Genomic DNA, 15,292 nt, shown 5'->3' on the forward strand with positions numbered 1-15,292 from the left:
TACTTGATAAAATAGCATAATAACTTTTTAAACCCTCTATTTTCACACGAATCGCACCGCCTGGTGAAGCATCCCCATGATGTTCTGATAAATGTATCACAGCATCGTTTAGCGAAATTTGCATATATAATGGCATATTTTCCTCATACCGATGTTCCCAATCCAGTTTAAATCCTAAAAAGTTAAAGTAAAACAACTGCGCTTTTTCAACATCAAAAATTCTAAATATAGGTGTAATCATTTATAATCCTCTCCTATTTATAAACATCCGCGGCCAATTCTCTCAAAACTTCTACATTCACAACTTCAAAACAACCATTGTTTTTCTTAATTATCTCTTTATCACAAAAGGTATTCAATGTGCGCAATAAATGCCGATAACTCGTTCCTAACAATTCCGCTGTTTCCGTTAAATTCCCGCTAAACACAATTCTATTTCCGTGCTGAACCGCTCTTTCCCCTGCTGCTAACATGTAACTCGCAAGTCGATTTTCAAGTGGGTATAGTAAATTAATTGTACTATTTTTTGAAAGTCGATTTAATTTATGTGCTAACGATCCACAAATACATCTTAAAAATTTCGCATCATGAAATAGTTGATTTCTCACTTTTCCTAAAGGCAAACCAACACAATATGAATCTGCCATCACTTGTACGTTTGAAGTAATTCTCTGAGAATGAATTAACTCCACATCTCCTAACAACTGCAAGCTATCATAAAAGCATAATAATACGGATTTCCCGTTACTTAATGTATTAAACGCTTTCGCCTTTCCTTCAACAAAGAAATATAAATAGTCTATTTCCTCATTCTCTCTGCAAATGAACTCATTCTTTTTAAAAAATATAAGTTCCATATATGGTTTCATATCATTACTAAAAAATGAGTCAATATTATTTTGTTTCATATAATCTGCTAATTTATTTGAATTACATACTTTCTTCATAACTCCCCCACCTTTACAACTCATCCCCATTTTAATCAAAATTTTCTTCTTCCACTATGACATATGTCATAGTAATACACAATTTCAGCGTGATACAGTCATTACAAACATGAAATATAAAGGGGATATTACATTGTATAACTTTCTTTCTGTCTTTATTGGGGTGCTTATTGCCACCATGCTTCCATTGAATGGAATTTTATCTGAGTTGATTGGCAATTATACAGCGAGTGTTGTCATTCATCTTGTAGGTTTAATAGCTGTTGTTTTCGTGCTAATCCTTAACAAAAATAAAATTCACTTTGAAAAAGGTATTCCGCTTTATTTATATAGCGCTGGAGCGATTGGTGTATTCACTGTTCTTTTTAGCAATATAAGCTTCTCTGCTCTTGGTGCCTCTATTACTATCGCATTAGGCTTACTTGGTCAATCTATTGCTTCTATCGTAATTGATCATTTCGGTTTATTAGGTATGAAAGTTGCGAAGTTTGAAAAGAAAAAACTAGTTGGGTTATTATTCATCTCTTCTGGAATTATTATCATGACAATTTATTAATGGGGGCAAGAATATGTTATATATTTGTATCGCTATTTTAGTTGGAGTATCCATCGTGGTTGCTAGGATTATTAACGCGAATTTAGCAAAGAAAATTGGAAATTGGGAAGGTACGTTTTTTAATTATATTACTGGATTATTTTTCTCTATGTTATTTTTAATTTTCAGTTCAGATTCGTTGTATATTTCTAGTCATACACTGCAATCTATTCCTATCGCTGTATACTTAGGCGGATTAGTAGGTGTTATCGTCATCTCATTATCAAACTATATTACTCCTAAAATTCCAGCATTTTATTTAACATTACTCATCTTTATCGGACAATTATTTACGGGGACTATCATTGATTTCTTCTTGTCACACGAACTCTCAATGGGCAAAATTGTCGGTGGAATTTTCGTATTAATAGGGCTTACTTACAATTTACTCGTTGATCGCCCTATTAAAACTGTGCATAATAAACACGTTCAACTATAATACTTTGCGCTTACCTATCATATATTAATAGAAAAACTCTTCACACGAAGTAATAGAGAGGAGAATACCCTATTAAGAAAATCATTTTATTGATAGGTAGCGCATTAATTATTTTTGGAACCGTATGGTTTTTAAACTCTGGAAAATCTATTCAAGATCTCTATACAGCAAGTAAACCAAAGAAGAAAGCTACTATTATTTCAACTCAAAGAGACCCAAATGAGCCCCCTGTTTTTTTAGGAAAACAGGAAATAAAAGATATACATGTAGAATCAATTAAAACAAAAAAGGATATCTTTCTCACAAAAACAGATGAATTAAAAACGTTTATTACGGGTATGGATACCGCAAAAAAAGGAAAATTAACATTAGATGAAGAGGGATCAGATTCAATAGATTGTGATATGTGGATTACATTCGAAGATGGTACTTATAAAAAATATTTCATATGGGTAGTCGATCACGACAGTAGCGAAGTAATGATCGCTCAGCAAGACACTCCTGATGATTTAAACCTTACGTATTATCAATTAAATGAAGATAGTTCAAAAAAGGTTTATAACCTATTTAAAAAAATCATTTAATCGAAAAGGTCATGAGCGAATGAGCTCATGACCTTTTTTCACTATATATATTCAGGGAACACTTTACATCCCTTTTCCTGCTCCATATCATGACCAAAGAAAACAATTGGGTTCTCTTTCATCACAACCTCTTTCAAACGTTTAATTGAAGATAAAGCTAATTCGGAATCAAATCCTGCGAACGGCACTTCATCTTCAAAATTTTCTTTCGTATACGATGCATCAATCGTTAATAACACAGGTCCAGAGTTTTCCGTCTTAATGAATAGTGACTGATGCCCTGGCGAATGTCCTGGTGTATATAATAGTTGAACACCCGGTACGACTTCATAATCCCCTTCAATGATTTTGTAGTTTAAATTCGGCAGTATACATTCTTTCAAATATTCTTCTCTATGCTGCGCTGCCTCATATTCCGCTCGTTGTATAATAATAGGTGTATTCGTAAAAGCGCCATTTCCTCCCGCATGATCAAAGTGCAAATGTGAACTAATAATATAAAGAAGATCTTCCGGCTCATATCCTACACGTTTTAATATATTTACGATTCTATCTTCTTCTGTCATTTTCGGTAAAATTTGTCCTTCAACAAATGTCCCTTTAAAAAGACCTTCATTATTAACCGCGCTTTCTGGCATACCTGTATCCACTAAAATAGGTCCCTCTGCTGTATCCAAAAGATAACACCAAACAGGTAAGTTTAATAGTTTACCAGGTGTGAGTGTACTATTAACAGAGGAATGATCTAACATACAACGACCTGCTGGGACGAAATAAAGCTTTTTCACTGTCATTATGTATCCACCTTTACATTTAATTTCGTATAAAGTAATACAGTAAAAAATTCTTCTTTTTAGAAATAAAATCCTTCTACTTTTTCATTCCATCTTCACTTACTATTTTTCAATTTACGAATAGCAAAAAACAATACAGTAGCTGTGATGTAACATATAGCAATGCCTACAAAACTAATGCTAAATCCATTTTGTTGAATAGCCATAACTTTTAAAACATCTAAATTTAATACGTGACCAATTAACGAATACATAATGATAATTGCCAGTACGATTAAATAATCGCTTTTGCTTAGTTTTGCTGTCATTAGCCATTCACCTCGCAATGTTTTCTACCATAAACATACCACACACAGTTAATATTTAGAATAATCTATAATTTAACAAAAAAATAATTAGAGTGTACTTTTTTACATAACAACCTTTCCCCCCTATAATGAAAGAGAAAACGACTCTTACTTTAATGGAGGGAATACAAATGAAGGCAATTGGTTTACATGAATACTTACCTATTGAAGAAGAAAACAGTTTAATTGATATTGAAGTTGAACGACCTGTTGCGACAGGAAGAGATATACTTGTTAAGATTAATGCCATTTCCGTTAACCCAGTTGATACAAAAGTTCGCTCTCCGAAAGATAAAAAAGAAGATATCGCGAAAATACTTGGCTGGGATGCTTGTGGTGTTGTTGTACAAACTGGCGAAGGTTGTACATTATTTAAAGAAGGCGATGAAGTATTTTACGCTGGAAGTATTACGAGACAAGGTACATATAGTGAATACCATTTAGTTGATGAAAGAATCGTTGGTAAAAAACCAAAAACTTTAAGTGATGCTGAATCTGCAGCAATTCCTTTAACAGCTATTACGGCGTGGGAAGGTTTATTTGAACGTTTAGGTATTGATTACGCTAAGAAAAGTGAAAACACATTTAAAAACATTTTAATTATCGGCGGAGCTGGTGGTGTAGGTTCAATCGCAATTCAGCTTGCAAAATGGGCTGGACTAAATGTAATCGCAACTGCTTCACGCGGGGAAACGATAGACTGGGTGAAAAAATTCGGTGCTAACCATACAATTAACCACCACAAACCGCTAAAAGATCAAATAGTAGAACTTGGGCTAAAAGATGTCGATTACATCTTCTGCTTAAATAATACAGATCAACATTGGCAAGCAATCGGTGACATCATTAAACCACAAGGAAAAATTTGCTCTATCGTAGAAAATGAGCACCCTCTTGAGATGGGTATTTTAAAAAGTAAAAGTGCTACATTCGTTTGGGAGTTTATGTTCACAAAAGCAATGTATGAAACTGGCGATATGATTACGCAGCACGAGTTATTAAACAAAGTGAGCGAACTATTAGATGAAGGTATTCTTCATACAACTTTAAATGATACGTTAACACCGATAAATGCAGAAAATCTTAAAAAGGCACATGCATTACTTGAGGATGGACGTACAATTGGGAAGATTGTATTAGAAAAGTTTTAATAAAAAAGTCCGATTTCTAAATATGAAATCGGACTTTTTTACCTTTATTTACTTGAAATCTCTTGATCATTTTGAACGTCTAACGGAGCTCGCTTCCCTATTCCGAAAGCATAGAAACTAATTGTAACGATTGCTAAGAAAATAATACCTACAACTAGTGAAATACGAGTATCATCGTTAAACCACATACCGATTAACACCATAATTAAAAAGGCAATCGTTAAATAGTTTGTAACAGGAGCAAATGGCATTTTGAACGGATGATCTTTCATCTCTGCTCCCTTTTCTTTTCTAAAACGAATTTGACTAATTAAAATAACGAACCATGGTACCATACCAGGAAGTACACTCGCGCTATATACATATACGAATAAATTTTTTGGTGCGATATAACTTAACACAACACCGACCGCTAAACCGATAATTACACCAACTGTTCCGAATAAAGGCACACCATTTCCAGAAAGTTTCGCGAAATATTTCGGCGCTTGTCCATTTACACCTAACGTATACAGCATACGTCCAGCACTATAAATACCACTATTACAACCAGACATTGCCGCTGTAATAACAACGAAGTTAATAAGTCCTGCCGCTGCCGTAATACCAACCTTCGCGAAAGTCGCTACGAACGGGCTACCAATTGTACTTAATTGATCCCACGGATACACAGTTACAATAACGAAAATCGCACCGATATAGAAAATTAAAATACGCCAAATTGTACTTTGAATTGCTCTTGTAAGTGTCTTCTTCGGATCTTTCGCTTCACCAGCAGTAATCCCGATTAATTCCACACCTTGATATGCTCCAACTACAAGTGATAATGCAAAGAAGAACCCTGAAAAACCACCTGTAAAGAAACCGCCATTTGACCAAAGATTTGATATACCAATCGCTTCTCCACCATTACCAATTCCGAAGAAAATAAGACCAAATCCCGCAATAATCATTAATAAAATCGTAACGATTTTAATCATCGCAAACCAAAATTCAAATTCTCCAAATGACTTAACCGAAATTAAGTTAGCTGCACCAAGAATAACCATTGCGATAACACCTGGTATCCAAGCTGGTAGATCTGGGAACCAATACTTCATATACGCTCCAACTGCGATAATCTCTGACATCCCAACGATAACCCACTGGAACCAATTACTCCACGCTGTCATATAACCAGCTAACGGGTGAATATACTTATGACCGAACGTTGCAAATGAGCCTGTACTTGGCTCCATATACAACATTTCTCCCATGGCACGCATGATGAAGAAGATAAAAATACCTGCAATTGCATAAGCAAGCATTACTGACGGACCTGTCCATTTAATCGTGCTGGCTGACCCCATAAATAAACCAACACCAATTGTTCCGCCTAAAGCAATCATTTGAATATGACGTGCTTCTAAACCTCTTTTCAATTCTTTGTTTGCCACTTCACTTCCCCCTCTTAGATGATTCATAGCCGCATTTTAAAGTAAGACGCTGTACCCTAATTCCTTTTTGGTCTGAAAATGATGAGGCGAGTATCACTTTTAGCACACTTAAAAGTTGTTCTTTATTATTAAGTCGTAAAAGCCTCTTCATTCTCCTCCCTTTGCAAAATTGTAAAATTGCTTATTTTATAATAATTCATTTATCTGAAAAATACAATTACTTTTTCTGGAAAATTGTTATATACGAATCGAATACAATTCATCACTATATTAGTAACTAAAAACATAAATTCAATATTATTGAAAAATAAAGCTTTTTTCCCAAAACTCTCTATTAAATAGTAAACTATTGTAATGCATTTTTATTCAACAAAACCTTAACTATCTCTCCTCTGTAAATTCCTTTTCGTTTCGCTAACTTTATTCCTGCATGTTGTTTTTCTTTAATCATTTCTCAAAGGACCTGCTCATTCATTATTAAAGAACATAAAGTAATGTAAACCCGTTAAAACAAAAGAGTGAAACAATATTTTCCCCTCTTACGTAAAGGAGAAATTATTATGGGATATGGTGGTAGTTGCGGTGGAGGCTGTGATTTTGGTGGCGGATTCAGCTGCTAAAAAAAGACGCTCTTGAGAGTGTCTTTTTTTTATGCATTCATTTTAAATTGTAATACTACTTATATTATTTTAGGTATTACCGTCCTAGTTTTCGCCACATATCCATCAGGCTAATAAATTCAAATAACCCGAACCGAGAAGACTGACATTTCCAACAGAAAGATTTAATACCTTTATAACCTCATATATATACCCCCATCCATATAGACAGGGGGACATATACCACATAATTCTTTACTTAATACTTTCTAATTCCCATTGGTGATAATTACCTGGTGAAGTTGTATGCTCAGATTTTAAAACACGCTCACCAGCACCTACAAGCGGGGCAATACCATTATCTGCAACGGAACTAGTCCACTGATTTTCTCTTGATGTTATATAATTAGAATCAGATTTTATATAGAAGTTCTTCTGATTAGTAAGCTTGTCTAGTTTAATAGTAGATTTATTGTATTCAGTATCTAACCAACTATAGTCATAACCATTTCCAATATTTAAATACTGATAATTACTATGACTACTATTCGTAAACTTCATAAACACTTCTTCATCTTTTTTGAATGGTTCTTCCGGTCTAGATTTACCTTTTCTTTCAAGTATTACTGGTGTTGCTTGAACGTCTGGCCCATGTATTGCTTGTTGGACAGGACCGAGTCTCAATCCATCCCAATTATTACCCTTAAGTGAAAAGTGTACATATCTCCCATTAATTGATTGGCTTAAAGTACCAGCGCTCCAAGATTCGTTTACACCGTTAGCGAAGTTAGTAGCTGACTTCAAATAATACTGTTTTCCTTCTACTATAGGTTCTCCAGAATTATCTACTACTATTTTATCGATAGCGTCTAGATAGCTTTTATTTGAAACAAGGGGCGTGGAAACTTCAGTTTTACGGTCTCTTATATCAATTAATTCAAACTTAGCGTGAGATTCTCCAAGAAATGCACGGTTAACTGCTATGTCTACAGGCTCATTTTCTTTAGATTCATATACATTTGAATTCTGATTTCGAACTAATGTTACCTTTTGACTCTCACCTTTTTTATTACGAACCGTAACAAATATTTCTTTATTTAAATTAAATATACCTGGTATAACCGAAGCATAAATCTTTTTCTTGCTATAATCATAACTGCTATATGATAGAGTTGGTTGTAGTGCACGATTATCAAAGAAACCAAGGTTCTTACCTCGTTCAAAAAGAGTCCTATCTGGGCCATAACGAACTCGATCTTCGTTTAGGCGACCATTTACTACATAATTCGCTACCCAACCTTTATCAGCTATCCCAGTATGTGCAAAGAGTTCGTCTAGCGAAAGATTATGATTAATATTAGCAGGATTTTCCTTGCCCGTTCTTGGTGTATAGACTCTATATTTTGGTATAGAACCATAGTTTGTTTCTACTAATGTAGTAGAAGCATTTACATTTGATGCAAAATGCGACCAATCTCCTAAATTTACAAATTGTCCATCCTTCATTGTATACACATTCATCGTACTGGTAGGCAAGACTTCAATAGAAAGTGGTGCCCCTTGTTCTACTGCTTTTAATTCATCTAGTGTCAGAGAAATTTTTACATCCGCTTGACTTTCTATACTATCCATTAGAATTTCAGTTTTATTATTTCCACCTTTTGCTGTAGTTAACAAGTTAGCTTTATAACGATCTTGTGTTGCCTTTACAGTATTAATAATTTTATTTCCTAATCGAATGTTAAAGTGAGGTGAAACATCTCCAGCAGATGCTGTACCCGTATTTTTATATTCTAGATGGAAGCGCACATTTGCTGCTTTAGCTGAATCAACAGTTGTTGCTGTTGACCAATCAAAACTATTAGAGATGCTTTCTGTTTCCGTTTTTGTATTAGAGTAACCATATCCTACATTTAACGATCCTTTTCCTGAAGGTACAGGACCCACTGCCGATCCCTCAGCGCCGCCTTCAACCGCTAAACCAACATTAAAAGAATGTTGTACAGATAGACTTTTTTCCCAGCTCTTAGTACGTGATTCACCATTTGAATCTGTAATACTAGCAACCGGAGTAATATCGATACGTTTTACAGCAATTTGTAGATTTGGCACATTCGCGATCATGGGGTTAAAATCTGTATCAGAATCACTATCATAATGCTCCACTTCATAGCTATCTGTAAAAGGGTCTCCATCTGAGTTTGCACTCTTCGGATTTGTTATAAATCTCTTTTTTCCAAAGTCTTTCACTAGATCATATAACTGAGCTTCATTTTTTCCTGTCTTTTCATTAAATACAATTTTAAATCCTTTTTCTTCCACGTCATTAGGAATACCATCATCGTCCCAATCATTATTTTCCTGAGGTTCTTCCATAATCATGATTCCCTTTTTTCCAGAATCACCATAGATAATATTTTGTCCTTCCTTTAGATTGGTATCTTCTTGAAAGGTTTCCACTTTTCCGCCTTGTTCAGGCTTTGTTTCAGCTAAAGCAGGGGATGTTATCGTCAATGCCATAGTTAAACTACTTACTGCACCAAGTATTGGCTTTAATTTTTTCATCTTAGTTTTCCTCCATATTTCCTATACATGTTTGAACATCTACTAGTAAGATTGATTTCATAATATCTCACAAGTCTTTCATTTCCCTTTCGCAAATGTTACAAAAGTCTTTCACAAATCTTTTTTTACTTTATTGATATAACGGGTTCCGTTGCAGAATTTCTTAACACATAGAAAGATGAGAAAATTGCAAGAACAAATTTTATAAATTATTTCCTAACCAAACAAAAAGGCAGTTTTACTTTGCTATTTAATAAATTGTAAATCTAATAGGTGACAAAAATAAAAGGAACACAACTTTTTTAAAGTTGTGTCCCTTTTATTTTTAAACTATTTAATTATAAAAGATAAAATCCCTATAATTACACATGCAATTCCGCTTAAGAATTGTCCCAGCCCCGCTGTTTCTCCTAAAATAAAGAAATTGAAAATATTTTTTCTTGTTTGTGTTTTCCCTATAAATGCTTCATCCGTTTTCATTCTATATATACCCCATAATACTAAGACTACGCCAAAAAATATAAATAATAACTTTAAAATCATCGTGTAATTACCTCTGTTCAATATATTTTTTATGTATGTGATCCCTTTATTTTTATTCCATAAAGGCAGTTTAGAAAATAATGTTCCTTTTTCCATACCTCTTTATTTTTCTAGTACATCTGAACGAACTAGTTTTTAATCATCTGTTTTAATTACACCTGTTGAAATTGAACCTTTCTTCTGGCACCTGTCCATTTTTAATATTTAATGACAGGCTTTCTTTTTCAACAGAAGTGATTGAACTAGAAGAGTAAGATACTGTACTTACTTCTACTTTTAAAGAAAAAACTGGACTTACTAGAACAAGCACACGCTAAAGCTGCGGGAGTTATTTTTTCAGTTGACCCATTTTATTTCTTCCTCTCTTTCATCATATCTACAAGATTACAAAAGATGAAATTATACTTATACTATTCACTTCAGATTAAAATATAATCACCTTCGATACAGTAATCTTATTATATACATCTTTCAATTTCCTTTCGTAAATGTTACAAAAGTCTTTCAACCGACTCATTTTTTTCTGATGTAACAGGAAGAGTAAACCAAAATTCACATCCCTGTTTCCCATCTTGGCGGTCCCGAACACCAATTTGTCCTTTATGCAGTTCAACTAGCGATTTTGCAATAGCTAAACCAAGCCCAGAACCTCCAGATTGTGAACTTCTTGATGGATCCGTTCTAAAAAAACGGTCAAATATACGCAATTGATCATCTGGAGAAATCCCTTCTCCTTCATCACACAAAGTGAATTGAACTTGCTGCTTCTGTTTATTTTCCTCTACAATTAATTCGATTGTTCCACATGTAGGAGAATGCCGAATCGCGTTATGCAACAAATTATTGATAACTCGTGCTATTTTACATGGCATAATCCAAATTCGTGGTAATGTCTCAGAAACATGCAACTGCAAATCAATCTCTTTATCTTGCAATAAGATATCATGTGAATCTATTACTTTTAATAGAATGCTATCCACATGTATTAAACTTGGATGAAAAACTTCTTGTCCAAGTTCTAACTTAGAAAGATCAAATAAATCATTAATTAGTCCACTTAATCGTTGTATATCATTTAGGATTGTCTTTAAATATTGTTGTTTCATATCAGGGTCTTCAATTAATCCATCTTGTAACGCTTCTACCATCAATTGTATGCTAGCCATAGGAGTTCGTAAGTCGTGGGAAATATTCGCAATCAGCTCTGTACGTGCTTTTTCCCCTTTTTCTAACTTAGCAAAGCTTTCGTCTAGTTTTTTGGCCATTTCTTGAAAAGCTTCTGCTAATTCTTTAAATTCTTCCGGTTCTTTTCCTATTATGTACATCGTTCCAAATTGTCTATCACTAAATTGTTTGGTTAAGGCAATTAAATTTTGAATAGATCTCATAATAGGGCGTGTCATTAACCAGTAAATAATCGTAGAAATAATCATTGCTACAATTACTATTACTATTAATAACCGTGTCTGTTCTGGTCTAAGTAGCATTTGCCTTTCACTGTACCATATAGAAATCACCATGATACCCGTGCTTAATAGATTCATCAATAACAGTTGATATCGTAACTTCATTTATCGTTTCCTCCATCTGGTTCAAAACAATAACCGATGCCCCAAACCGTATGAACCCAACGATTCTTAGTTGTATGTTTCTCCAATTTCTCACGTAAACGACTCATTAATACAGTTACTGCATTTGTGCAGCCTTCATACTCAAATCCCCAAATTTGTTCAAGAAGTTGAGACCGTGAAAACACCTGTTTAGGATGTTTTGCCATGAGATAAAGCACTTCAAACTCTTTCACTGTTAGCTCTATTTCATATTGACAAACAAATACACTTCTTTTCGTTGGATCAATTTTCAAATCTAGAAACTCTATCATTCCTGATTCAGGCTCTATTCCTTGAAGTGTTACTTGATTTCCTCTTCTTAGTATAATTTGTACCCTTAATACTAATTCACGAGGCGAAAAGGGTTTTGTTACATAATCATCCGCCCCCATTGTTAGTCCTAAAATCCGCTCTCTTTCTTCTCCCCTCGCGGTTAACATGATGATCGGTACATTGGAATGTTGGCGAATTTCCTCACATAGTTCCCAACCATCTTTTTCTGGCATCATCAAATCTAAAATAATTAGATCCGGTTGAAATTGTTGAAATACATTCCATCCTTCTGCTCCGTTCACTGCAGTGTATACCTCATATCCTTCCCTTTCTAAGTACCGTTTACATATCTCCCGTATACTATCTTCATCTTCTATAATTGCAATTCTTGTTTTCATACATTAAATCTCCTCTGTTCCTCCATCAATGGCGAATGATATAAAATCAATATTCGTAAGTTCATATTAATTTATATACATTACATTTTTCTTTCAAAAATATAACAAAACCCTTTCACAAATATCATAAAAAATTATCACTCAAGTAAAAAAATTTCTTTTTCTATAGCTGAGAAAAAGAAACTTTTCACTTTAAAGATATACATGCGACTTAGCCTAAATGGTATTTAGAGCACCCTTCTTTTCCCTATTTTTTATCTCCCGTTACATTATGAATCTAACTTTTTAATTGAATTTTGAAAGGAGCCTCTTACTTCTATGCATAAAATATAACGTCTACTGAAACTAGGAGTTGTACTTCAAATTCAAGTTACATTATCTCTATTAAATCCATTTTTCTTTGCCTAATCAACTCACTTCAGACCACCTATATTTCTACAAGATAATAGTTTGATTTTCATTTCCAGAGATTTATTTGCTAGTTATGATTACATGCTATTTGGACTAACATCACCAACTAAGTCACCGTTATAAATTGGGAAAAACAGAGTAACAGTAGTTCCTTTCCCAACCTGGCTTTTTATACTTATTTTCCCACCATGACTTTCAATAATTCGATAACTCATCATGAGCCCAACACCCGTCCCTTTTTCTTTTGTACTATAAAAAGGTTCACCTAGTCTTTTAATTCTTTCAGAAGGAATACCTACTCCTTTATCTAAAATACAAATCTTAACCTCGGTACTATTATGTTTTTTCACATTAATGATGATTTCTTGACCATTTTGTATAGCCTCAATAGAATTTTGTAAAATACTATAGAAAACTTGTTTTAATTGAATTTCGCAACACTCAATCAATAAGTTTTCAACATCCATATTCAATGCAATACGAATATTCTTCATAATTGCTTGTGTACTTATTAAATCGACTACATTCTCTAATATAGTACAAAGGTTTTTCGGTTCAAATACTGCAGCATTCGGTTTTGCAATAGATAAAAACTCTTGAATAACCTTTTCAATACTACTGATTTCAGAAAGTATTAGGCTTAAACATTCTTTATCCTTCCCTACTTCCTGTTGCAATAATTGCATGAATCCTTTAATTACGGTTAATGGGTTACGAACTTTATGAGCGACCCCAGCTGCCAATTGCCCTACTGCATTAAGTGTGTCTGATTTCTTTAATAATTCCGTCGTTATTGTACGCTCTGTAATATCACGTACAATAATCATAATTTTATCCTCAAAAAGCGGTAAAAGTCTTGCTTCAAAATAATAAATTTCATCATCTAGTTGTAGAGAATAATCTATTAATACAGGAGCGGATGAAGTTTTTATTTGGTTAATGGCCTTCTCAAATTGCTTTATGATAGGAACTGGTAATATCTCTTGGAATTTCTTCCCGATAAATTCTTCAATTGGAACATAAAATTTGGATACAGAATTAACTTTACAATCCTTAATGGTCCCATCAAGTTCTGACAAAAAATACAAATCAGGAATTGCTTTAAAAATTAATTCTAGTTCATTCGAGGTTTGTTTCAGTTTCTCTTCCATCCTCTTACGCTTAGTTATATCAATTCCAATTGCTCCGACACTCCATCCTAAATTTGGAATACTATGTAAAATATTGGACCACATAATAGTTTTTATCTCACCATTTTTACATGTGATATCCATCTCCCAATCTCTAAAATCGGGACCATTTTGCAACAAATCGTTACGATTAGGTCTATGAGGATATAGCAATTTCATCGCTTTTGGATTGTTAATTATTTCATCTGCATTATATCCAGTTACTAATTCACATTCCCGATTCCACATAATAATATTTCCTTTTTCATCAATAGCATTAATCATAATTGGCATATTTTGCAATATATTCCCTAAACAATTTTCCTCATGATTTGTTATCGTATTCATTTGTGAATCTTTTTCATGAATTTTTTTCAATTGTAATTGTTGTATTGCCATCTCTTCAATTAGATTTGCAATGCATTTAAAATGTGTTATATGAGAATCCGCAATAACCTCTTTATTAATACTTGCTCCTATAACAAAGCTTGCTATATGTTCCTGCTCAATAATGATGGGAATACGCATTTCTTGAGACAATTGAATTTTTTGATTACGAATAAAAGGGTCACCTTTGGAAAATATAACATTTTGATTATTATCAAGGAGACAGAATGGGACTTTAGTTAAATTATAAAATTGCTCTGTTATATTCTTAAACTTGTTTACATTTATAAGATCTTTAAGTGTGTATTTCATTATTTAACCCATCTCCTTTATATTTACCGTATCTTTAAGACTCCCAATATAAATTTTCAAACTAGAAACAATTACCTATTACAATGACAATCTTGTTCTGAATTACCATAGGATTCACCGCGTATTTGTATAGAGTAATAAAACAAGGGTTTAAAACATAAAAGACCGCAAAGCTTTCTTAAAAAACGCTCTGCGGCCTTATACTTTCTTGTTTCATCTAAATAAAAATCAATTGTATTTCTTTCTGAATCAACGGCACGCTATAAGTAAATCTATTATCCTCTTACTTTTATATAAACTATTTAATTCTAAATCATACTGATAAGGTTGTAATCGGAATAATTACAACGCTTTATCATCCCTATCAAATCTCAAAATTTTATGTTGTATCATATCTGCCATCTTAAAATGAGCATAAATTTTTGATTAATAATGTTTTCATTTAAATGCTATTGGTTTATTCATACTATTTCCCTTCATGTTTAGATTCATAACATGAGTATGTCCAAGTTTGATAATACATTTTTATTCACCAAAATTTTTTGCCCCCTCCTAAAGACATTTTTTCATGCTCTCCTCCGTAATATAAGTCTATTTTGATAACAAAAATAGCTTTTGTAACTTTTGTAACTGATTTTGTAATTAATGAAACCAAACGAAAACGAAACATAAACCAAATATAAACCAAGCATAAACCAAATATATACCAAGCATAAACCAAATATATACCAA

15 protein-coding genes and 1 pseudogene are annotated in these 15,292 nt (G+C 33.3%); 4 read left to right on the top strand and 12 right to left on the bottom strand.

Features of this window, described 5'->3' with window-relative positions; translation table 11 throughout:
- The coding region (locus KI356_RS21895; RefSeq protein WP_212936439.1) for a glyoxalase superfamily protein at nt 1-241 on the bottom strand (241 nt) is incomplete at its 3' end.
- Between the two features lie 13 nt (nt 242-254).
- On the bottom strand, nt 255-947 hold the full coding sequence (yeiL, locus tag KI356_RS21900) for a transcriptional regulator YeiL (protein WP_002121096.1): 693 nt from the start codon (nt 945-947) through the stop codon (nt 255-257).
- Between the two features lie 109 nt (nt 948-1,056).
- Here yeiL and KI356_RS21905 point away from each other — a divergent pair, with 109 nt between their 5' ends.
- The 3 genes from KI356_RS21905 to KI356_RS21915 all read left to right on the top strand — a co-directional run bounded on the left by KI356_RS21905 (nt 1,057) and on the right by KI356_RS21915 (nt 2,565).
- Nucleotides 1,057-1,503: a DMT family transporter gene (locus tag KI356_RS21905; protein ID WP_212936440.1), complete on the top strand. Its 447-nt coding sequence runs from the start codon at nt 1,057-1,059 to the stop codon at nt 1,501-1,503.
- Between the two features lie 13 nt (nt 1,504-1,516).
- The gene (locus KI356_RS21910; RefSeq protein ID WP_128282315.1) at nt 1,517-1,981 is read left to right on the top strand and encodes a DMT family transporter; all 465 of its coding nucleotides are present in this window, start codon (nt 1,517-1,519) and stop codon (nt 1,979-1,981) included.
- An 89-nt stretch (nt 1,982-2,070) separates the two neighbouring features.
- Entirely contained in the window at nt 2,071-2,565 is a 495-nt protein-coding gene (locus KI356_RS21915) for a hypothetical protein (protein WP_212936441.1), read from the top strand.
- Nucleotides 2,566-2,606: 41 nt separating this feature from the next.
- On the opposite strand, the gene aiiA is transcribed toward KI356_RS21915, so the two are convergent.
- Together aiiA and KI356_RS21925 are read right to left on the bottom strand one after the other, a co-directional pair.
- Complete coding sequence (gene aiiA / locus KI356_RS21920; RefSeq protein ID WP_088059476.1) at nt 2,607-3,359, bottom strand: quorum-quenching N-acyl homoserine lactonase AiiA; 753 nt, start codon at nt 3,357-3,359, stop codon at nt 2,607-2,609.
- Nucleotides 3,360-3,454: 95 nt separating this feature from the next.
- Complete coding sequence (locus KI356_RS21925) at nt 3,455-3,667, bottom strand: hypothetical protein (protein ID WP_128282318.1); 213 nt, start codon at nt 3,665-3,667, stop codon at nt 3,455-3,457.
- 170 nt (nt 3,668-3,837) lie between these two features.
- On the opposite strand from KI356_RS21925, the gene KI356_RS21930 reads away from it, so the two are divergent.
- Nucleotides 3,838-4,857: a zinc-binding alcohol dehydrogenase family protein gene (locus KI356_RS21930; RefSeq protein WP_128282319.1), complete on the top strand. Its 1,020-nt coding sequence runs from the start codon at nt 3,838-3,840 to the stop codon at nt 4,855-4,857.
- A gap of 44 nt (nt 4,858-4,901) precedes the next feature.
- On the opposite strand, the gene KI356_RS21935 is transcribed toward KI356_RS21930, so the two are convergent.
- The 8 genes and pseudogenes from KI356_RS21935 to KI356_RS21965 form a co-directional block, all read right to left on the bottom strand.
- The gene (locus tag KI356_RS21935) at nt 4,902-6,293 is read right to left on the bottom strand and encodes an amino acid permease (protein WP_128282320.1); all 1,392 of its coding nucleotides are present in this window, start codon (nt 6,291-6,293) and stop codon (nt 4,902-4,904) included.
- Between the two features lie 854 nt (nt 6,294-7,147).
- On the bottom strand, nt 7,148-9,457 hold the full coding sequence (locus tag KI356_RS21940; protein ID WP_212936442.1) for a binary toxin-like calcium binding domain-containing protein: 2,310 nt from the start codon (nt 9,455-9,457) through the stop codon (nt 7,148-7,150).
- A gap of 330 nt (nt 9,458-9,787) precedes the next feature.
- Complete coding sequence (locus KI356_RS21945) at nt 9,788-10,000, bottom strand: hypothetical protein (protein ID WP_128282498.1); 213 nt, start codon at nt 9,998-10,000, stop codon at nt 9,788-9,790.
- Between the two features lie 491 nt (nt 10,001-10,491).
- Complete coding sequence (locus tag KI356_RS21950) at nt 10,492-11,571, bottom strand: sensor histidine kinase (RefSeq protein ID WP_088059485.1); 1,080 nt, start codon at nt 11,569-11,571, stop codon at nt 10,492-10,494.
- Nucleotides 11,568-12,281, bottom strand: a complete 714-nt coding sequence (locus KI356_RS21955; protein ID WP_088059487.1) for a response regulator transcription factor — start codon at nt 12,279-12,281, stop codon at nt 11,568-11,570. The genes KI356_RS21950 and KI356_RS21955 overlap by 4 nt, the downstream gene beginning before the upstream one ends.
- A gap of 488 nt (nt 12,282-12,769) precedes the next feature.
- Nucleotides 12,770-14,560: a PAS domain-containing sensor histidine kinase gene (locus KI356_RS21960; protein WP_128282322.1), complete on the bottom strand. Its 1,791-nt coding sequence runs from the start codon at nt 14,558-14,560 to the stop codon at nt 12,770-12,772.
- Nucleotides 14,561-14,719: 159 nt separating this feature from the next.
- A pseudogene (locus KI356_RS28280) lies at nt 14,720-14,820 on the bottom strand (DDE-type integrase/transposase/recombinase); the annotation flags it as partial.
- A gap of 269 nt (nt 14,821-15,089) precedes the next feature.
- On the bottom strand, nt 15,090-15,292 hold a 203-nt coding region (locus tag KI356_RS21965), incomplete at its 5' end, for a hypothetical protein (RefSeq protein ID WP_212936443.1).

This window comes from Bacillus hominis (assembly GCF_018332515.1).
Classification (GTDB): domain Bacteria; phylum Bacillota; class Bacilli; order Bacillales; family Bacillaceae_G; genus Bacillus_A; species Bacillus_A hominis.